Genomic DNA, 18,794 nt, shown 5'->3' with positions numbered 1-18,794 from the left:
TGTAGCGTCAGGAGCAATTCGATGTCCCGTGAAATCCGTTTGAATGCCTTCGACATGAACTGCGTCGGCCATCAGTCCCCGGGCCTGTGGGCCCATCCCCGTGACCGCTCGTGGCAGTACAAGGATCTTGAATACTGGACCGACCTGGCCAGGATCCTGGAGCGTGGCAAGTTTGACGGGCTGTTTATCGCCGATGTGCTGGGGATCTATGACGTGTATCGCGGCAATGGCGATGCGGCGATCCGCCAGGGCGCACAGGTGCCGGTCAATGATCCGCTGCAATTGATCCCGCCAATGGCCCTGGTGACGGAGCACCTGGGGTTTGGCCTGACCGCGTCGTTGTCGTTCGAGCATCCGTACCCCTTTGCCCGGCGCCTGTCGACGCTTGACCACCTGACCAAGGGCCGCGCGGGCTGGAACATTGTCACCTCCTACCTTGAAAGCGGTGCCAAGAACATCGGCCAGCAAACCCTGACCGAGCACGATGCCCGCTATGACTATGCCCAGGAGTATCTGGAGGTTTGCTACAAGCTGTGGGAAGGCAGTTGGGAAGAGGGCGCCATCCTGCGTGACCGTGAACGGCGGGTGTTCAGTGACCCGAGCAAAATCCATGAAATCCGCCACGACGGCAAACATTTCCAGGTTCCGGGCATCCACCTGTGCGAACCCTCGCCGCAGCGTACGCCGGTGCTCTATCAGGCTGGCGCCTCCAGCCGGGGCAAGCAGTTCGCAGCCGAGCAGGCCGAGTGTGTGTTTGTGGCCGCGCCGTCCAAGGTGCTGCTGAAAAAAACCGTCGCCGATATTCGTCGACGTGTCGCCGAGGCGGGGCGCGACCCCTCGAAAATTCTGATTTTCAACCTGCAGACCGTGATCCTCGGCGAGACCGATGCACTGGCCAAGGCCAAGTTCGAAGAATACAAAAGCTATGTCAGCTACGAAGGTGCAATGGCCTTGATCAGTGGCTGGACCGGGATCGATTTCAGCCAGTTCAAGCCCGACGAGCCCCTCAAGCACGTGCACACCAATGCGATCCAGTCCGCCGTCGAAACCTTCTCCACGGCCGATCCGAACACCCTCTGGACCCCCAATGCGCTGGCGGACTGGGTGGGCATCGGCGGTTTCGGCCCGCTGTTTGTCGGCAGCCCTGAAACCGTGGCTGACCTGCTCGAAGAGTGGGTGGCCGAGACTGATGTGGACGGCTTCAACCTGGCTTATGCGGTGACCCATGAGACCTTTATCGATGCCGTGGATTTGCTGGTGCCTGAGCTGCAAAAGCGCGGTGTGTACAAGAAGGAGTACGCCCCGGGCACCCTGCGCGAGAAGTTGTTTGGCGAAGGTCCCCGCCTGGCTGAAGGACACCCGGGGGCGGGCTATCGCAACCTGGGCGAGCTTAATCGGGCCCAGGAAAAACAACGGGCCTGAAGCCCGGCGCTGGACACAGCGGGTGAGCTGAACGCAGCATGGGTGATCGATCCTGCGTTCAGCGCTTAATAACTTCAAGAACGAGTGAGTAACCATGAGTGAGCCGCAAACCGGACAGGCAACTCCTGCCATCCGTGAGGCCGATGTATTGATTGTGGGCGGTGGCCTGAGCGGCACCTTGTTAGCCATGCAACTGCTGCGCTTACCCGGCGCCCGGCGCATCGTGCTGGTGGAGCCCAGGCCCGAGCTGGGCCGGGGCGAGGCTTACAGCGCCACCGAACTGGGGCATACCCTGAACGGTAATGCAGCGCGCATGAGCATCGAGCCCGATGATGCCGATGACCTGACACGTTGGTTGCAGGCCCACCTTGATGACGGCGGCTGGCCGGAGTCGGGTGCCCAGGATCTACCGGCCAGCGAATTGTTCCCGCCCCGCGGGCTGTTCGGTGTGTATGCCCAGCAGCGTCTGGCGCAGGCACTGATCATCGGCGAGGCGAATGGCTCCAGCCTGACCCATGTGCGCGATGAAGTGATCGACCTGCAAACCCTGGAGCACGGCGTGAGGGTCACGCTCAAGGAGGGGGCCCGGTGGCAGGGCGCAGTGGCCGTATTGGCAACCGGCATGTTCCCGGCGGCCCGTACGGCCCAGCGCGAGTCCAGCGGCCTTAACGCCGCGGCACTGGACCCGTGGAATGTCGAAGCATTGCGAGCACTGCCGACGGATGCCCGGGTGCTGATCATCGGCTCGGGGCTGACCATGATCGATGCCCTGGAATCCCTTGACCAGGCGGGTCATCGCGGGCCGATCGACGTGTATTCGCGTCACGGCCTGTTGCCCCATGTGCGCCGTCAGCCGCCCGCCTGGGAGGATTTTCTGAGCCTGTCGCCGGAGCTGCGCAGCCCCTTGCAGTTGCTACGCGAACTGCGTCGTCAATGTGCGCTGGCGCAGGCGCAGGGTATCGACTGGCAGGCGCCGCTGGACACTGTCCGGGTGCACATTCCAAGGCTTTGGAGCCAGGCCAGTGATGCACAGCGCCGTCAATTTGTGCGGCATGCCCGGCCCTGGTGGGAAAGCCATCACCATCGTTCGCCGCCCCAGGGCAATGCCTTGCTGGAACGGCTGCTCAAGGAAGGTCGGCTGACGGTGCGTGCCGCGTCCCTGCAAGGTGTAGACAGTGCCGGCCTTCAAATTCGTCTGCGTTACCGTGGGCAAACTGAAGCGGTGTGGGTGCAAGGGGATGGGCTGATCAACTCCACCGGCATCGAGTACGACTGGCGCCGGGTGGATAAAGCCTTGCCCCGGCAACTGCTGCAGCGTGGGTTGATACGGCCCGGCAACCTGGGGCTGGGCATTGCCGCCGACGCGGGCGGAGCGGTTTTGAATGCCGACGGCGAGCCGGGACAAAGGCTGTTTGCGATGGGCCCGCCGTTGCGTGGCATGTGGTGGGAAAGCACTGCGGTGACCGACGTTGCACTACAAGCCAAGGCATTGGCCAATCGGTTGGCTATAGAGTTTTGACCTGACAGACCGCGTCGGCCGCATTCACTGTCTGGCACAAATACCTGTGGGAGCGGGCTTGCTCGCGATGGCATCTACGCGGTACGGCTGAAAGACCGCGTCCTCAGCATCGCAGGCAAGCCAGCTCCTGCAGGTCTTGCGCTAGCCCCTGAATCTGCGTCCCGGACATAGAATCGGACACGTACAATGGCCATATAAATCCCCTTTTGGCCTGCCTCCCTCTGTGATCGGTTCTGGCTGTCGGCAAGAATCAACCCCACCACTCAAATAACAACAAATCCTTTCGTCCTTACCCTCGGCCTTCTAAAGGCCTCTGCCGTGTACAGAACATAACAACTATCGATCTCACGCCGAACCTGGGGAACTGATCCATGGACACTCTGAAATGCTTACTGGGCGCCACTGTCTGTGGGCTCACGCTGCTGGCCACCAGCGTACATGCCGAACAGCGCGAGTTGCGGGTTTACAACTGGGCGGACTATATCCTGCCGTCCGTTCCCAAGGACTTCGCCAAACAGACGGGCATCAAGGTGACCTGGGATTCTTTCGACACCAATGAAGCCCTTGAAGCCAAGCTGCTGACCGGCAACTCGGGGTATGACCTGGTGGTGCCGTCCAATCAGTTTCTCGATACCCAGATCAAGGCGGGAGTGTTTCAGAAACTGGACAAGTCCAAGCTGCCCAACTGGCAGCACCAGGACCCGGCCCTGCTCAAGTTGCTGGACACCAATGACCCTGGCAACCAGTACGCGGTGCCTTACATGTACGGCACGGTGCTGATCGGCTTCAACCCGGCCAAGGTCAAGGCCGCGCTGGGCGAGAATGCACCGGTGGACAGCTGGGATCTGGTGTTCAAGCCCGAAAACATGGCCAAGCTGAAATCCTGCGGCGTGGCGATGCTCGATTCACCCTCGGAAATCCTGCCGTTGGCGCTGCATTATCTGGGACTGGACCCCAACAGCCAGAACCCGGCCGATTATGAAAAAGCCAAGGAGCTGATGCTCAAGATCCGCCCCTACGTGACCTACTTCAACTCGGCCAAGTACATGACCGATATCGCCAATGGCGACATCTGCGTGGCCATCGGTTATTCGGGCAGTTTCTACCAGTTCGGCAATCGCGCCAAAGAGTCGGGTAACGGTGTCGTGGTCGACTGGCGCTTGCCCAAAGAGGGCGCGCCGATCTGGTTTGACACCTTCGCCATCCCTAAAAGCGCGAAAAATGTCGAAGAGGCCCACGAGTTCCTTAACCACCTGCTGGAGCCCAAGGTCATTGCCGGGATCAGTGATTTCCTTGGCTACCCCAATGCCAACAAGGACTCCCTGGCGCTGATCAACAAGGACATCACCGCCAATCCGAACCTGACCCCAACCAGCGAGGCGTTGGAATCCCTGTATGTGGTGCAGCCGCTGCCGCAGAAAATGGAACGGGTGCGCACCCGGGTCTGGACCAGTATCAAGTCGGACAAGTAACCCCTCTGGGGTAGTGAATGGGGGTTATCGTCAAGTGCCTGCCGGGTTCCTAAACTGGGGGCACTTAATCGAACGACGAGAACAGCACCATGCGTATCCGAGAGCTTGGCATCACTATCGGTTCAGGTACCCCGGGCGTGTACAACGCCATCACCGACGTACCGGGTGTGCGAGTGGGGCATCACACGCTCAATGTTGAAACCGATGGGGTTTCCATCCATTCCGGTGTCACCGTGATTGAGCCCCGGGCCGGAGCCACCCATTTGCAGCCGTGTTTTGCAGGCGTGCATGTGCTCAACGGCAACGGTGACGCCACGGGGCTGGAGTGGATCCGGGAGGCGGGCTTGCTGACCTCGCCCATTGCCTACACCAACACCCACAGTGTTGGCGTGGTTCGCGATGCGCTGGTAGCTGCCGAGCGGGAGATGGGCAAGCAACATACCTACTGGTGCATGCCCGTGGTGCTGGAGACCTACGACGGAACGTTGAACGATATCTGGGGCCAGCACGTGACTGCCGAGCATCTGCAACTTGCCCTGCAAGCGGCCGAGTCCGGGCCTGTGGCAGAGGGCAACGTCGGGGGCGGTACCGGAATGATCTGCCACGAATTCAAGGGCGGGATCGGCACGTCATCACGGGTATTGAGCCCGGAGCAGGGGGGCTGGACGGTAGGGGCGCTGGTGCAGGCCAACTACGGCGTGCGTGAAGCCTTGCGGGTGGGCGGCTACCCGGTCGGCACGGTGCTGGATGACGTGCCATCGCCCTTCAAAAGCGGGGTCAATGTCGGCGTGCCGGGCATGGGGTCGATCGTGATTACCCTTGCCACCGACGCGCCCTTGTTGCCCCATCAGTGCACCCGTCTTGCACAGCGTGCCAGTGTCGGGTTGGCGCGGGTGGGGGGAGGAACCGAGGACTCCAGCGGCGATATCTTCATTGCCTTTGCGGTGGGCAACCAGAACTTGCCAGCGGCCAACTTCGGTCATCCGGGTGAGCCGACAACGGCGTTGCAGATGGTCAACAACGACTACATCTCGCCGCTGTTCGTGGCAGCGGCCGATGCGGTAGAAGAAGCCATTCTCAATGCCATGCTGGGCGCCGATGACCTGACAGGCTGTGGCCATACGGTGCTGGCGCTCAAGCCTGAGCGATTGCTGGCGGCGCTCAGGCAGGTGGGCTGGAAAGCACCTTGAGCCTGTAGTCGCTGCCGAGGCACGAAGGCTGCGAGCCTTTAGCGATATACATCGCAAATCGCAGCCTTCGTGCCTCGGCAGCGACTACGGCCGGGGGCGGGATATTGGTTCAGAGCTTCGGCAATTGCCCGACGCGAGCCATCATTTCGGTGACGATCTGCAAGTCCAGCATGAACTGCTCGACCGTCTTGAACTCGTTGTCGGTATGGCCGGTGTACTTGACGTTGGGCATGGCCAGACCGAACTGCACGCCATTGGGCAGTTCATGGACCGATGTCGCACCCGCCGAGGTGCCGAAGGTGTGTTCCATGCCGAGGTTTTCGCTGGCTACGGCCAGCAGCGCCTTGACCCATTCACCCTCCGGGTTGCGGTACATCGGTTCGGCGATGGTGTAGTCAAACGTCACCGCCACCTGCTTGCTCTTGCTCCAGGCATCCAGCTTCCCGGCAATCTGCTCCTTGAGCACCTGCGGGGACTTGCCCTTGGGCACGCGCAGGTTCACGGCAAGCTTGAGGGCCTTGTCATCCAGCCCGACAAACGTCAGTGACGTGGTCAGCGGTCCCATGAACCCGTCGGCAAAACCAATCCCCAACTTGCCACCTTCGTAGTCCAGGCCCCAGTTCTCGGCGCCATAGTGGGCGGCATCGGTAATGTGGTTGTGCTTGAGGGCGACCTGGCCATCAATGCTGCTGATGAAGTCCAGCATCCTTGCCACCGGATTGACCCCGGACTCGGGCTCTGAGGAGTGGGCAGACACCCCCGTGACGGTCAGCACGACATCCTTGCCGACCACCTTGGCGCTCACTTCGAAATTCCCGCCATTGCGCCTGGCGTAGTCGGCACCGGCTTTATTCAACGTTGCGGCCAGCTCTTCAGGCGTGTCCGTGACCAGGGTGGCGACCGAGGTCGACGGGATCTGATTGGTTGCCATGCCGCCCGTGAGCGAGATGATTTCCGCGCCCTGACCCTCGGCGTTACGCCGCGCAAATGTGGCCATGACCGTGCCGTAGCCTTTCTCGGCGATCACTACGGGGTAGCCGCCATCCAGCGCCAGGTTGTAGTTGGGGACCGGGTTGTTTTCGAAGTAATAGGGGATGGCGTCACCGGAGGTTTCCTCGGTGGTGTCGATCAGCAGCTTGAAGTTTCTGGCCAGCGGCAACTTCTCCTCCTTGATCACTTTCATGGCGTACATCGCCACCACGATGCCGTTTTTGTCATCCTCGGTGCCACGACCGTACATGCGATCGCCAATCAGGGTGACCTTGAAGGGATCGAGTTTTGTGCCGTCCTTGAGCACCCAGTTTTCCGGGGTTACCGGCACCACGTCGGCGTGGGCGTGAATACCGACCACTTCATCGCCACTGCCTTGCAGGGTGACTTCATAGACGCGGTTGTCGACATTGCGAAAGTTCAGGTCGAAGGCCTGGGCAAGGCCCTTGATCTTGTCGGCGATCTTGATGAATTGCGGGTTCTCGTACTGGGGCACGCCGTCCAGGTTGACGGTCGGGATGGCAACCAGCTCTCGCAGGGTCTGGGTGGCCTCCTTGCCGTATTTCAACCGCGTGTAGAGGCCCAGCAGACGATAGATTTCGTTCTGTTGCTCAGGGGTCAATGCCTTGTTGTCGAGAAAGGCGTTGAGGGTCGGCTGCAGGTTGTCGGCCCTGGCAAGGTCGCTCTTGGCCAGCGCACCCAGAAAATGCCTGAAGTCAGTGACCGGGGTTTCACTGAAGGTCTTGAGGATGGTCGCGCTCTGTTGCGGGGTGATGGTGGCGTGGGCAGCGGTGCTGAACGCCGCAAGGCTGGCCATCATCAATGTCGCGGCGGCCAGGTGTTTAAGTGGAAAGTGCATGGTGTGGGGCATTCCTTTGCGGGCAGTGGGGTGGAAATGGAGGCAAATGAAACAAAACATTTCCAAACTTACACTGCAAGGAAGTGCAACGGTAGGTGCTTTTTATTCCTGCGCCTGTAAAAACAGCGAGAACAGTTCGGACTGTGACTTGATTCCCAGCTTGCTGTACATGTGCTTGCGATGCACCTTCACCGTCTCTGCGGAAATCGCCAGTTTTCGGGCAACTTCCTTGTTCGAACAGCCGCTTAGCAGCAATAGCCCCACCTCCATTTCCCGTGCGGTCAAGGGTGTACTCAACTGCTCGGTAGCGGTTTCCAGGCGGCTTTGCCAGTTGGGTGTCAGCTCTGCTGCCTCCCTGGGTTCGCGCTCGAACACCAGGCGCTGGCGCATCAGTGCGGCCACCCAAGGCTGTACCAGCCCCAGCAATGCGGTCTGTTCCAGGCTGAACCGGCACTGGCTGCCCAGTGACAGGCTCAGGGTTCGTTCATTGTCGAGTTGCACATTGATATGCACCTCGTCGGTGACGATATTCAGGCGGAAGTAGCGCTGGTAGTAATCGGTCTGTTCAAAGCATTCCGGGGCCACGTCCTGCAGCCGGAACAGCCCGCTTTTCGGTGATTCGCGGTTGGCAATGTAGAACGGGTCCAGCAGGTACAGGCCCTTGAGATAATCCTGGAACAGTGAATCCATACCGCCGTCTTCGCCGGGGGATTCGGCCAGGACCTGCGGTTTTCCCGCGCTGTAGATCAGCACCACCCAGTTGTCCACGGGCACATAGCGGCCCAGCAAACGCACCAGCGCCGTCCAGAAATTGGGCTGGTCGAGGGTTTCGATCACCCGGCCCACTGCGTCATGCCAAGCCACATCCTGCAACGTCAGATTCATCTCACTACCCATTGGGTGTTACCCCATCGAAGTCATTTAAAGGCGCTGTGCCGCGCACCATACTCGGCTCATCCCTGGGTAAAAGGACCTGAGATGAACATTGAAATGGTGCAACTGGCTGGCCGTGACGGCGACACCGCTTATAACCTGTCGCGCACATTGAATGCCATCGCCACCTGCGCTGGCGATACGGATTTGCTGGTGTTTCCAGAGACCCACCTGACCGGATTTGTCGGCGGCCAACAGCTGGCGCAGGTGGCCGAGCCCCTGGACGGTCCGACTCTGCACGCTGTGTTGCAGGCCGTACGGGAGCGTGGTGTCGGTGTGGTGGTCGGGATTGCCGAGGTCCATGAGGGCACGTTCTACAACACCTCGGTACTGGTGACGCCCGAGGGGATCGCGCTGCACTACCGCAAGACCCATCTTTGGCCGTCGGAACGTGGCGACTTCTGCCCTGGCGACCGTTTTACCACCGTTGTGTGGCAGGGCGTTCGGATTGGCCTGCTGATCTGTTACGACATTGAACTGCCGGAAACCAGCCGGGCCCTGGCGCAACTGGGGGCCGAACTGATCATCGTCACCAACGGCAACATGGATCCCTATGGCCCTGTGCACCGCACGGCAATCATGGCCCGCGCCCAGGAAAACCAGGCATTCGCCGTGATGGTCAACCGCGTAGGGGCAGGGGACGACGGGCTGGTGTTTGCGGGTGGCAGCATGGCGGTCGACCCGTTTGGGCGGGTGCTGGTTGAAGCCGGGCGCGAAGAAAATCGCCAGGTGGTGGCGCTGGATTTTGATCAGCTGAAGGCTGCCCGCCGTGATTACGACTACCTCAAGGATCGCCGTTTGTTGCTGTCGGGCACACAGCTCGAACATGCAGACGGTCGTCGCGAACTGTTGATCGGAGCCTGAACATGAATAATAAAAACGGTATGCGCCTGGCCCTGGCCGCGGTGTTGAGTTGCAGCCTCGCGAGCGCGGTTGCGGCGGAACAGCAGGTGAACATCTACAACTGGTACGACTTTATTGCCCCCGACACGATGAAAAACTTTAAGGCCGAAAGTGGAATCGGCTCGATGTACGACGTGTTCGATAACAGCGATGTGATGCAAAGCAAGCTGATGGCCGGGCGCAGTGGCTATGACGTTGTCGTCGCCACCGGGGATCTGCTGCCCAACCTGATCAAGGCCGGGGTGCTCAAGGAGCTGGACCCCGCGCAGTTGCCCAATCGCTCACACCTGGACCCGGACATCCTGGCCAAGATGCAGAGTAACGATCCGGGTAATCGCTACGCCGTGCCTTACCTGTGGGGCACCACGGGGGTGGGCTATGACGTCGACAAGGTCAGGGCCGTGCTTGGGGCGGATGCGCCGGTCGATTCCTGGGACCTGATCTTCAAGCCCGAGAACCTGAGCAAGCTCAGCCAGTGTGGCGTGGCGATGCTGGACGCTCCCAGTGAAATCATCCCTATCGCCCTGCATTACCTGGGGCTGCCCTACAACAGCACCAACCCCCAGGACTACCAGAAGGCCGAGGCCTTGCTGCTGACGCTGCGGCCTTACATTCGCTACTTTGACTCGTCCAAATTCATCACGGACCTGGCCAATGGCAACGTGTGTGTGGTGGTGGGTTGGGCAGGCGGGGTGCAGGACGCCAAGACCGCCTCCCAAGTGGCCGGCAATGGGCGAAACATCCGTTACAGCATTCCTCGCGAAGGTGCGCCGATCTGGGTCGAAAGCATGGTCTTGCTCAAGGACGCGCCCAACCCGCAGCAGGGCCTGGCATTCATCAACTACATGCTGCGCCCGCAGGTGATTGCGCAGACCTCGACCTACCTCAAATACCCCAATGCCAATCAGGATTCCAGGGCGCTGATAGACGAAAAAATCCGTGACAACCCGGAAATTTACCCCGGCAAGGACGTCATGCAGACGCTGTTCCCGCTTGAGCCGCTGCCCCTGAAACTTGAGCGGGTACGGACACGGGTATGGAGCAAGGTTAAAAGCGGGACGTGAGCCTCACAAAACCAGAGCTTCATCATCACTGTGGGAGCGAGCAAGCCCGCTCCCACAGGAGTGCTACAGAATCGCCGTCTCGCGACAGACTTTGCTCGCCCTCGGCATCGCCGGCAGCACTGCTTCTTGCAAGGTCCGTGCTGCCGGGTGGGTAAAGTGCATCTGCGGGGTAACAGGCATGTCCTCCACCAGCTTGCCTTCGGCCAATACCACCACTCGCTGGCAAAAGCGCTGCACCAGGCTCAAGTCATGGGTAATCAGCAAAAAACCCGTGCCGCAGTCGCGCCTTACTTGTGCCAGCAAATCCAGAATCTGCACTTGCAGCACTCGATCAAGGTTGGACAGGGCCTCGTCGAGAATAATCAGCTGAGGCCCGATCGCCATGGCCCGGGCAATCCCGGCGCGCTGCAGTTGGCCGCCGCTCAGTTGCGCGGGGAGTTTGTCGATGTCCCGGGCCTCCAGCTGGACCTGCTGCAACAGGTGTTCAACCCGGGCCTTGCACGACTCGGTAGACATTGTGCTGAGATGGCGCAGAGGCTCGGCAATGCTCCAGCCAATGCTGCGCTGGGGGTTGAAGGCACTGAGGGCGTCCTGGAATACCATCTGCACGCTTTGCAAAAACGGCGGCTGGCCATTGAACACGATGCTGCCCTGATCGGCGGTTTCCAGGCCCATCAGCAGGCGCGCCAATGTGCTTTTGCCGCTGCCGCTGCCCCCCAGCAGGCCAAGGCTCTGGCCTTGCTCCAGGTCCAGATTCAATCCGTCGAGCACGTGCACTCGATGCCGTTTGCTGAAAAAACCGCCAGCGGTATAACCGTGACTCAGGTCGCGTACTTGAATAAAGCTCATGGCGCGCAGCCCTCCAGGGTCAATGAGTGATGCGCCGCCAGCAGCGTGCGCGCTTCCTTGCTTTGCGGTGCGTTGAACAGCTCATGCACACCGGCATGCTCGACAATCCGCCCGTTGGCCATGACGCTCACCCGGTCGGCGCAGCGCGCGACGACGCCCATGTCATGGGTGATCAGCAGCACGCCCAGGTTGCGTTGTTCCACCAGCCGCTCGAGCAGGTCGAGAAAGCGGGCCTGGGCCACAACATCCAGATCGCTGGTGGGTTCGTCGGCCAGCAAAAAACGGCTGTCGGCCAGCAGGGCCAGGGCAATCATCATCCGCTGCAGCATGCCGCCGCTCAGTTGAAAGGCGAATGAGTCGAGCACCCGCTGATCATCGTGCAAACCCACTTCGTGCAAGGTGGTCTGGATCAGCCGCTCGGCCTCGGCGCCTCCCAGGCCACGGGTCTGCAGGGTTTCGAGTGCGTGCTGGCGCAATGAGCGCACCGGGTTGAAGGCGCTGCGCGGGTTTTGCAGCACCAGCGCCACTTCACGGCCGCGCAAGTGCGTGGCTTCAACCGGGCGCCCGTCCAGCAGCAAGGTTGCGCCGCTGCTGTGGACACCGGGGGGCAATAAATCGAGGATGCCCAGGCTGGTCAGGGACTTGCCGGAACCGCTGGCGCCCACCAGCGCATGCACCTGGCCAGCCTTGAGGGTCAGTTCCACCCGGTCAACCAGGGTGCGTTGCTGGTGCTTGAGGGTCAGGTCGCGAATGGTCAATGTGTGCTTCATTCCTTGATCTCCGCCAGTACGCTTGGGTCGAGCCGGTCACGCAATGCATCGCCCAGCAGGTTGAAGGCCATGACCGAGATAAAGATCATCAGGCCGGGCCAGAGCAGGAGCTGCGGCTGGGTCCAGATAAACTCCTTGGCGTCGTTGATCATCACCCCCCACTCAGGCGTCGGCGGGCTGACGCCCAGACCGAGAAAGGACAGGCCCGAGACGTGCAGCATCATATGGCCGATGTCCATCGACGCCAGGACCAGCAACTGCCCCACGACGTTGGGCATCACGTGCTGGCGCAGGCGGGTCAGGCGTGAAGCACCGGCCAGTTGCGAAGCCAGTACATAGTCGCGATTGCGCTGGGCCAGGACCATGCCGCGTACCATTCGCGCATACCAGGCCCAGTGGGACAGGGCGATCGCGATGATGACGTTGGTCAGGCCGGTGCCCAGCAAGGCAATCAGAAAGAACGCCAGCACCAGAGTAGGGAAGGTCAGGAACATGTCGCAAAGACGCATCAGGAACATGTCCACCTTGCCGCCGACGATGCCCGCGATACCGCCAATGACCACGCCCAGCACCAGCACCAGCCCAAGCACCAGCACCACGCTGCCCAGGGACAGTTGCGTCCCGACGATGAGGCGCGAGAGCACGTCGCGCCCCAGGTGGTCGGTTCCCAGCCAATGGCTGGCGCTGGCGGGCAGCAGGCGGTCGTCCAGATTCACCAGGGTCGCGTCGTAAGGCGCCAGCCAGGGGCCGAGCAGCGCCATCACCAGCAACAGGGCCACCAGTACGTAACCGATGCGCAGGCCGTGTTTTTTGCGGGTATAAGCCGCAGCTATTGCGCTCATGCCATCACCCCCGACAGACGCGTACGTGGATCGAGCCAGGCGTAGCAGATGTCCACCACCAGATTGCACACCACCAGCAGCGTGGTCAGCAGCAGGGTGAAGCACTGCATCACCGGAAAGTCGCGATTGAGCACCGCGCTGACCGCGAAGCGCCCGACACCGGGCCAGGCGAAGATGGTTTCGATCACCAGTGCACCGCCCAGCAACTCGCCGATATGCATGCCCGTGGCGGTCACCAGCGGCATCCAGGCATTGCGCAGGATATGGTCGCGCCACACCCGTTTTTCATTGAGGCCACGGGCCCGGGCGTAAAACACATGACGATGCTGGCGCACGTCGAGCAGGCTGGCGCGCAGCAGGCGGGCGTTGATCGACATCGACATCAGCGCAATGGCCAGGACCGGCATCAGCAGATGCTGCGGGCTGCCCCGGCCCATCGGTGGCAACCAGCCCAGCCACAGGGAGAACAAGGCGATCAGCAGAAATGCCAGCCAGAAATTGGGCATCGACACGCCGATAAAGGTGATGAAACGCACCACCTGATCGGGCCAGCGTCCTTTCCAGCGGGCAGCCGCCAGGCCCAGAGGAATGCTCATCACCAGCGTGGTGAGCAGGGCCAGGCCACCCAGCTGCAAGGTAGCAGGCAGGTAATAGAGGATGTCGTCGAGCACCGGGCGCCCGGTGATATAGGAAATGCCGAAATCGAGATGCAGGGCATTCCACAGCCAGGTGAGGTATTGCTCGGGCAGGGGGCGGTCAAGGCCAAGGGCATGGCGCGCCTCGGCCAGAGCGGTGTCGGTGGGCGGGATCTGCGACAGGCGCAGATAGTCCAGTGCCGGGTCGCCGTTGCCCAGGTGCAGCAGGACAAAGACGATCAACGACACCCCCAGCAGCACCGGGATCAGCAGCACAAGCCGCAGGATGATATAGCGCAGCATGGTTATGGCTTCCCTGTGGTTGGGTGCATGACCTCGAACGGCACGTCAAACAGCGTGCTGCCGAATTGCACGTTGTCGACGTTGTTGCCGCTGACACTGATGGCCGTAAGGTGTGAGATCGGCAGGTACACCGCCTGATCGTGCAGGGTGGTGAGGATTTCGCGGTAATCCTCGGCGCGCTTGCTTTCATCCGTTTCGCCCAGGACTTCGGCGATTTTATGGTCGATGGCGTCCTTCATCGGCAGGCCGCGTTGGGCCATGTAATCCGCGTGGCCTGCGTAGCGCATGGAGCTGACAAATGAGTGGGGGTCATAGGGCGCGCCCCAGGTGTCGGCGAAAATCATGCCGAACTTGCCTTCACGCTGGCGCTGGACCAGGGCGCCGTCTTCTTCGGCGCGCAACTTGACCTCGATACCGACCTTGGCCAACTCCCCCTGAATGATTTCAGCGAGATTTTTTTGCAGGGCGCTGGGGCCCAGAAACACCAGGTCGGTGCTCAGTGGCTTGCCGTCTTTCTCGCGAATGCGTTTACCCGCAGGGACTTTCCAGCCAGCCGCCTCAAGGGTTTTTTTCGCCTGCTCGGGGTCATGGGGCAAAGCCTTGAGGCCAAGATCGGCGTACGGCATGTTACTGGCGAACAGCGCATCGGCACGGGGTTCCTGGCCATGCAGCACCTTGGCGATGATGGTGTCCTTGTCAACGGCCTGATTGATTGCCTGGCGCACCGCCAGTTCATTGGTGGGTGCCAGGCCAGTGTTCATTGCCACGGTGCGAGTGGCCAGTGGTGCGGAAATGGCGGCTTTGAAGCCTGAATCGCGCAGGCGTACGAAAGTGCCCGGCGAAATTTCGCCGTCGGCGCCCTGGATCAGATCGATTTCTCCGGTTTGCAGGGCGATGGCGCGGCTGTCGGGGTCGGAGATGACCTTGACCATGACCGAGTCATAGGCCGGTTTTGGCCCCCAGTAGTGCTCGTTACGGTCGAAGCGGTCGTATTCGCCGCGCCGGGTCTGGGCGAGCACCCAAGGCCCGGTGCCCACCGGCGTGCCCGGCTTGGCGTCGGGTGCGCCAAACCGCAGCGGGCGCACTTGTGCCAGCTCCATCAGGGTCGGGTAATAAGGGTGTTTGAGCACCAGCACCAGCGTGTGCTCGTCCGGCGCTTCGACGCGCTCAAGGGTGGAGACCAGCTCCATCCACTGGTGGCGTTTGCTGTTGGCCAGCACCGCATCAAGGTTGGTTTTGGCGGCACTCGCGTTGAAGGGGCTGCCATCACTGAAGGTTACGTTGTCGCGCAGGGTGAAGGTGTAGGTCTTGCCGTCCGGCGACACGGTCCAGTGAGTTGCGAGCCAGGGTTCCAGGGTGCCCTGTGCCGTGTACCGCACCAGGGGTTCATAGACCATTGCCTGGGCATACATCTGGTTGGGCGAGTAGCCTCGGGGGTCCAGCGGACCAGCATTGGTCGGCCATGAATAGGTCAGCGTGGGGGCCGGGGCGGCGGCCCAGGCAGTCGAGATGCCTGCGCTCAGGCAGGCTCCAATCATCCATAAAGCCAGCTGTTTTTTAGTCCGTGACTGCTTCACACTGCTTCTCCCTCAATTGATGGCTATTGGCCTGATCAGATGCTGGGTATGAAGTCTATGTCAAAAGTTCATAACTGCGAGGCTGATTGGATGCAGAGGGTCACTATTTCGCTGGACGATGATTTGTTGGCTGCCATTGATGCGCGTGTGGGCACCCACGGCTATCAGGGGCGCTCCGAGGCCATACGTGATTTATTGCGTGCCGGGTTGCTGGAACCGGAGCAGGGTGACCCTCAAAGTGCCTGTGTCGCGACCTTGAGCTACGTGTATGACCACGCTACGCGTGAGTTGTCCAAGCGTCTGAATACGGCCTTTCATGAGCACCATGACCTGACGCTGTCGACGTTGCATGTGCACCTGGATCAGGGCAAGTGCATGGAAGTCTCGGTGCTCAAGGGCACGGTGGGGGAGGTGGCGGAGCTGACGCGTCATGTGATGGCCGAGCGTGGGGTTCGGCATGGCAGTGCGCAGATTATTCCGTTGGGCTAGGCGGGCCGGGTACCAAAAGCACTATGTGGCGGCTTGCGCACGACCTGTAGTCGCTGACGAGCCGTGCGAGGCTGCGATCGTCTTGGTGCGCCACTGCGACGTAGCAGTCGTAAAGTCAGCTTCCTCGGTGAATCAGGGATACCGCGTTTACCGGTTTTGCGACCGCTTCGCGCTCGATCGCAGCCTCGTTCTACTCGTCAGCGACTACAAGGGGTAGGTGGCGAACTGTAGTCGCTGACGAGCCGTGCGAGGCTGCGATCGTCTTGGTGCACCACTGCGACGTAGCAGTCGTAAAGTCAGCTTCCTCGGTGAATCAGGGATACCGCGTTTACCGGTTTTGCGACTGCTTCACGCTCGAACGTAGCCTCGTTCTACTCGTCAACTGCTACGTAGAGGGCCGGATACATCGCGTTGCAGGTGTCGCCACACCAGTCGGCCCAGGGTAATGGACCAGTTGCACAAGGCAATCCCCAGGATTATCCAGAGCAGGGTGTGCATTCCGTAGTTAACGATGATCTGCCCGGCCAGCCAGGGGAAACCGAATACCCCGACAAAATACGCCAGGCTGAACAGCACCAGCGACTGTGGCGTCAGCCCGGTAGGTGCTTCGTTGGCAGCCAGGCCGTTGATTACTGAGTACGTCAGGCCGTAGCCGACCCCAAGCACAATGGCTGCCAATAAATAGATGAACCCGGAGCTGACAAAGAACATCAGCATCAACACCGAAACCACCATCAAGGCCGTCAGCAAGCAGGACATGACATAGGGGTCACGCCTGACAATCAACCCCGCAATCAGCAGGCGACAGGTGATTGCGGCACCCATGAAGCCCAGGAAGAAGAGTGAATAGTCCAGCTGGTTGAGTGTCGCGTAAGAGGTTTGAAAACTGGACAACCCTCCGAAGATGGCGCCGCCCAGGCCAACCATCATGATCGCGAACACGGCCTTGGAACGCAGCACCAGCGCAGCAGCCTGCGGCGTGATTTTGCAGGGGGCGACGGAGCCGGGTGTGCTGTGCTGGCGCTTGATTCCTGGGCCGATGACCACAAACATCAGGCCACCCAGCAGGCTGGCAACGGCCGCCACCAGGAACGCCGATTCCACCGGGTAACCCAGTGCCTGGGCTGCACGACCGAGCAAGGGGCCCGTGCCGATGCCGGTCATCATGCTGCCCGAGAGCAAGGCGAAGTGTTTCACCCGTTGCGCGGGCTCGATGAGCATGGCCACGACGATCGGCCCCAGGGTGTAAAACACTCCCCAGCCCAACCCCAGCAGCAAGCCAAAGATCAGCACCGCGGTGCCATGATCGGGCAAGGTAGCGAAACCCAGGCAGGCGGCGGCCAGCAGCAGGGAGCCACAGGCTATGGCCCTGGGAGCGCCGAACAGGTCGGTCAGGTGGCCGGAAAAAATCACTGCCAGGAAGGTACTCAGCATGGCGACCGAGATGATCGTGCCAGCCTGCGACTCACTGCCGCCGTGGGCGCTGAGCATCATGGCCAGTAAAAAAGTGGTGCCATAAGACAACGACAGCAGGTAACTGGCGAGGCAGAAGAGCCCGAAGACGCCCTTGGCCTGTTGGGGGGGAGTGGATGGCATTGCGGGTCGTCCCTGAAGTTCGAGTGTTGTTGTGCGGCACATCGAACGTTAATAACAGACAACCCCTGATCTCAGGATTCAAACCTTTGAATCCTGAGATCGGCAGAACCTAAACAAACACGCTGTCGAGACGCTTCAAGCCACAGAGCGCAGCCTTGGGTTACTGGTCAGCGGCCACAAATCCCGGTTTCAGGCTCGCACTTTGATGGGCGCGGGTAATCACCGTGATGACCGCCAATGCCGCAATGACCAGTCCCGGTGAAGTCGCCAGCAGCACCCCGGTCGTTCCGGCCCCGGCGGCGAGGATCTGACCTGCGGCCAAGGGACCTGCAACCGAACCCAGGCGCCCGATAGCGACCGCAGCGCCGACGCCGGTTGCCCGTACGGCGGTCGGGTACAGTGGCGGAGCCATTGCATACAGCACCAGCTGCGCCGCCATGACAAACAGGCCCACGGCAAAGCCTGCGGTGGCCACGGGCACAATCCCTACCGAAAAGCCGATCCCGGCCAGTGATGCCAGTAGCCCGGCATAGACGCCCAGAACCACCTTGATCGGGTTGCAGCGGTCCAGCAGCAGGCCACCGAGCAAGGAGCCCAAAGCACCGCCTATGTTGAACAGCATTTGCACCATGCCCGCTTGCGGTTTGGTAAAGCCCTGGGCGAGCAGCAGCGTGGGCAGCCAGTTCAGCAGCATGTACATCACGGTCAGGGTAAAGAAGTAACTGAGCCACAACGCCAGGGTCGAACGGCCACGACCTTCACCAAACAGTGCCTGGCCCGTGGACACGCGCAAAGCCTGACTGACGTCCTGGCGGAAAACCCGGGACTCGGGCAGCAGGATGATCATCAGGGGCACTACCAGCAACGGGGCCAGCCCGCCGATGATAAAGGTGGTTTGCCAGTGGTCATGGGAGAACATCGCCACTACCGCTGCCAATGCGCCGCCCAGTGGCACGCCGCAATACATGATGCTGATCGCTGTGCCACGACGGCGTTCGTCTACCGCTTCGGCACACAGGGCGATCAGGTTGGGCAGGGCAGCGCCCAGGCCAAGACCCGTCATGAATCGCACCAGCAGCAAGTGGGAGTAGCTGTCTACATAGGCGGTCAACAGGGAGAAGACGCCAAACAGGATGACCGCGCCGATGAGGATCTTTTTACGGCCGATTCGATCGGCAATCCAGCCGCCGAAGAATGCACCGGGCAGCAGGCCGATGATCCCGGCACTGAACACCCAGCCCATCATTTTCGGGTCCAGGGCAAAGGTTTGACGCAGGCCGGCGGCGGCAGTGCCCGCGGCTTGCAGGTCAAACCCTTCGATAAGCGCAACGATAAAGCACAAAGCGATTGTCAGCGTCGAACGATGCTGTGGAGTGTTCAT

16 protein-coding genes are annotated in these 18,794 nt (G+C 61.0%); 7 read left to right on the top strand and 9 right to left on the bottom strand.

Going from position 1 to position 18,794, the window contains the following annotated elements; translation table 11 throughout:
• The first annotated feature begins 21 nt into the window (after positions 1-21).
• The 4 genes from V6P94_RS17345 (at position 22) to V6P94_RS17330 (ending at position 5,603) form a co-directional block, all read left to right on the top strand.
• On the top strand, positions 22-1,422 hold the full coding sequence (locus tag V6P94_RS17345) for an LLM class flavin-dependent oxidoreductase (protein WP_133078516.1): 1,401 nt from the start codon (positions 22-24) through the stop codon (positions 1,420-1,422).
• Between the two features lie 94 nt (positions 1,423-1,516).
• A complete protein-coding gene (locus V6P94_RS17340; protein WP_133078517.1) occupies positions 1,517-2,941 on the top strand; it encodes an FAD/NAD(P)-binding protein in 1,425 nt (474 codons plus the stop codon).
• A gap of 371 nt (positions 2,942-3,312) precedes the next feature.
• On the top strand, positions 3,313-4,413 hold the full coding sequence (locus V6P94_RS17335) for a polyamine ABC transporter substrate-binding protein (RefSeq protein ID WP_133078518.1): 1,101 nt from the start codon (positions 3,313-3,315) through the stop codon (positions 4,411-4,413).
• 89 nt (positions 4,414-4,502) lie between these two features.
• Positions 4,503-5,603: a P1 family peptidase gene (locus V6P94_RS17330; RefSeq protein WP_133078519.1), complete on the top strand. Its 1,101-nt coding sequence runs from the start codon at positions 4,503-4,505 to the stop codon at positions 5,601-5,603.
• 109 nt (positions 5,604-5,712) lie between these two features.
• Here V6P94_RS17330 and V6P94_RS17325 read toward each other — a convergent pair whose 3' ends face one another.
• Together V6P94_RS17325 and V6P94_RS17320 are read right to left on the bottom strand one after the other, a co-directional pair.
• Positions 5,713-7,452: a dipeptidase gene (locus tag V6P94_RS17325; RefSeq protein ID WP_133078520.1), complete on the bottom strand. Its 1,740-nt coding sequence runs from the start codon at positions 7,450-7,452 to the stop codon at positions 5,713-5,715.
• A gap of 102 nt (positions 7,453-7,554) precedes the next feature.
• Positions 7,555-8,337 carry a response regulator transcription factor gene (locus tag V6P94_RS17320; protein ID WP_133078521.1) on the bottom strand — a complete coding sequence of 261 codons (783 nt, stop codon included), beginning with the start codon at positions 8,335-8,337 and terminating at the stop codon, positions 7,555-7,557.
• A gap of 93 nt (positions 8,338-8,430) precedes the next feature.
• Here V6P94_RS17320 and V6P94_RS17315 point away from each other — a divergent pair, with 93 nt between their 5' ends.
• Together V6P94_RS17315 and V6P94_RS17310 are read left to right on the top strand one after the other, a co-directional pair.
• Positions 8,431-9,249: a carbon-nitrogen hydrolase family protein gene (locus tag V6P94_RS17315; protein WP_133078522.1), complete on the top strand. Its 819-nt coding sequence runs from the start codon at positions 8,431-8,433 to the stop codon at positions 9,247-9,249.
• Between the two features lie 2 nt (positions 9,250-9,251).
• Positions 9,252-10,352, top strand: a complete 1,101-nt coding sequence (locus V6P94_RS17310) for an extracellular solute-binding protein (protein WP_133078523.1) — start codon at positions 9,252-9,254, stop codon at positions 10,350-10,352.
• A 63-nt stretch (positions 10,353-10,415) separates the two neighbouring features.
• On the opposite strand, the gene V6P94_RS17305 is transcribed toward V6P94_RS17310, so the two are convergent.
• The 5 genes from V6P94_RS17305 to nikA are packed head-to-tail and all read right to left on the bottom strand — an operon-like array spanning position 10,416 to position 15,328.
• Entirely contained in the window at positions 10,416-11,201 is a 786-nt protein-coding gene (locus tag V6P94_RS17305) for an ATP-binding cassette domain-containing protein (protein ID WP_133078524.1), read from the bottom strand.
• Positions 11,198-11,971: an ATP-binding cassette domain-containing protein gene (locus tag V6P94_RS17300; protein WP_133078525.1), complete on the bottom strand. Its 774-nt coding sequence runs from the start codon at positions 11,969-11,971 to the stop codon at positions 11,198-11,200. Before V6P94_RS17300 ends, V6P94_RS17305 begins: the two co-directional genes overlap by 4 nt.
• Positions 11,968-12,813 carry a nickel ABC transporter permease subunit NikC gene (gene nikC / locus V6P94_RS17295; protein ID WP_219262716.1) on the bottom strand — a complete coding sequence of 282 codons (846 nt, stop codon included), beginning with the start codon at positions 12,811-12,813 and terminating at the stop codon, positions 11,968-11,970. The genes V6P94_RS17300 and nikC overlap by 4 nt, the downstream gene beginning before the upstream one ends.
• Complete coding sequence (gene nikB / locus V6P94_RS17290) at positions 12,810-13,751, bottom strand: nickel ABC transporter permease subunit NikB (protein WP_133078527.1); 942 nt, start codon at positions 13,749-13,751, stop codon at positions 12,810-12,812. Before nikB ends, nikC begins: the two co-directional genes overlap by 4 nt.
• A gap of 2 nt (positions 13,752-13,753) precedes the next feature.
• Positions 13,754-15,328, bottom strand: a complete 1,575-nt coding sequence (gene nikA, locus V6P94_RS17285; RefSeq protein ID WP_133078528.1) for a nickel ABC transporter substrate-binding protein — start codon at positions 15,326-15,328, stop codon at positions 13,754-13,756.
• Positions 15,329-15,418: 90 nt separating this feature from the next.
• Between nikA and nikR the strand changes: the two genes are divergently transcribed.
• A complete protein-coding gene (gene nikR / locus V6P94_RS17280; protein ID WP_133078529.1) occupies positions 15,419-15,817 on the top strand; it encodes a nickel-responsive transcriptional regulator NikR in 399 nt (132 codons plus the stop codon).
• Between the two features lie 378 nt (positions 15,818-16,195).
• Here nikR and V6P94_RS17275 read toward each other — a convergent pair whose 3' ends face one another.
• On the bottom strand, positions 16,196-17,413 hold the full coding sequence (locus V6P94_RS17275) for an MFS transporter (protein WP_133078530.1): 1,218 nt from the start codon (positions 17,411-17,413) through the stop codon (positions 16,196-16,198).
• Between the two features lie 160 nt (positions 17,414-17,573).
• A complete protein-coding gene (gene mhpT, locus V6P94_RS17270) occupies positions 17,574-18,794 on the bottom strand; it encodes a 3-(3-hydroxy-phenyl)propionate transporter MhpT (RefSeq protein ID WP_133078531.1) in 1,221 nt (406 codons plus the stop codon).

This window comes from Pseudomonas sp. ML2-2023-3, assembly GCF_037055275.1.
Classification (GTDB): Bacteria; Pseudomonadota; Gammaproteobacteria; order Pseudomonadales; family Pseudomonadaceae; genus Aquipseudomonas.
The sequence above is the reverse complement of the archived record's forward strand: the minus strand, read 5'-3'. Positions and strand labels throughout refer to the sequence as shown.

Bases quoted from the DNA above. Each gene is read 5' to 3' on its own strand.
- V6P94_RS17345 (WP_133078516.1), top strand. From the start codon at position 22: ATGTCCCGTGAAATCCGTTTGAATGCCTTCGACATGAACTGCGTCGGC.
- V6P94_RS17340 (WP_133078517.1), top strand. From the start codon at position 1,517: ATGAGTGAGCCGCAAACCGGACAGGCAACTCCTGCCATCCGTGAGGCC.
- V6P94_RS17335 (WP_133078518.1), top strand. From the start codon at position 3,313: ATGGACACTCTGAAATGCTTACTGGGCGCCACTGTCTGTGGGCTCACG.
- V6P94_RS17330 (WP_133078519.1), top strand. From the start codon at position 4,503: ATGCGTATCCGAGAGCTTGGCATCACTATCGGTTCAGGTACCCCGGGC.
- V6P94_RS17325 (WP_133078520.1), bottom strand. From the start codon at position 7,452: ATGCACTTTCCACTTAAACACCTGGCCGCCGCGACATTGATGATGGCC.
- V6P94_RS17320 (WP_133078521.1), bottom strand. From the start codon at position 8,337: ATGAATCTGACGTTGCAGGATGTGGCTTGGCATGACGCAGTGGGCCGG.
- V6P94_RS17315 (WP_133078522.1), top strand. From the start codon at position 8,431: ATGAACATTGAAATGGTGCAACTGGCTGGCCGTGACGGCGACACCGCT.
- V6P94_RS17310 (WP_133078523.1), top strand. From the start codon at position 9,252: ATGAATAATAAAAACGGTATGCGCCTGGCCCTGGCCGCGGTGTTGAGT.
- V6P94_RS17305 (WP_133078524.1), bottom strand. From the start codon at position 11,201: ATGAGCTTTATTCAAGTACGCGACCTGAGTCACGGTTATACCGCTGGC.
- V6P94_RS17300 (WP_133078525.1), bottom strand. From the start codon at position 11,971: ATGAAGCACACATTGACCATTCGCGACCTGACCCTCAAGCACCAGCAA.
- nikC (WP_219262716.1), bottom strand. From the start codon at position 12,813: ATGAGCGCAATAGCTGCGGCTTATACCCGCAAAAAACACGGCCTGCGC.
- nikB (WP_133078527.1), bottom strand. From the start codon at position 13,751: ATGCTGCGCTATATCATCCTGCGGCTTGTGCTGCTGATCCCGGTGCTG.
- nikR (WP_133078529.1), top strand. From the start codon at position 15,419: ATGCAGAGGGTCACTATTTCGCTGGACGATGATTTGTTGGCTGCCATT.
- V6P94_RS17275 (WP_133078530.1), bottom strand. From the start codon at position 17,413: ATGCCATCCACTCCCCCCCAACAGGCCAAGGGCGTCTTCGGGCTCTTC.
- mhpT (WP_133078531.1), bottom strand. From the start codon at position 18,794: ATGAACACTCCACAGCATCGTTCGACGCTGACAATCGCTTTGTGCTTT.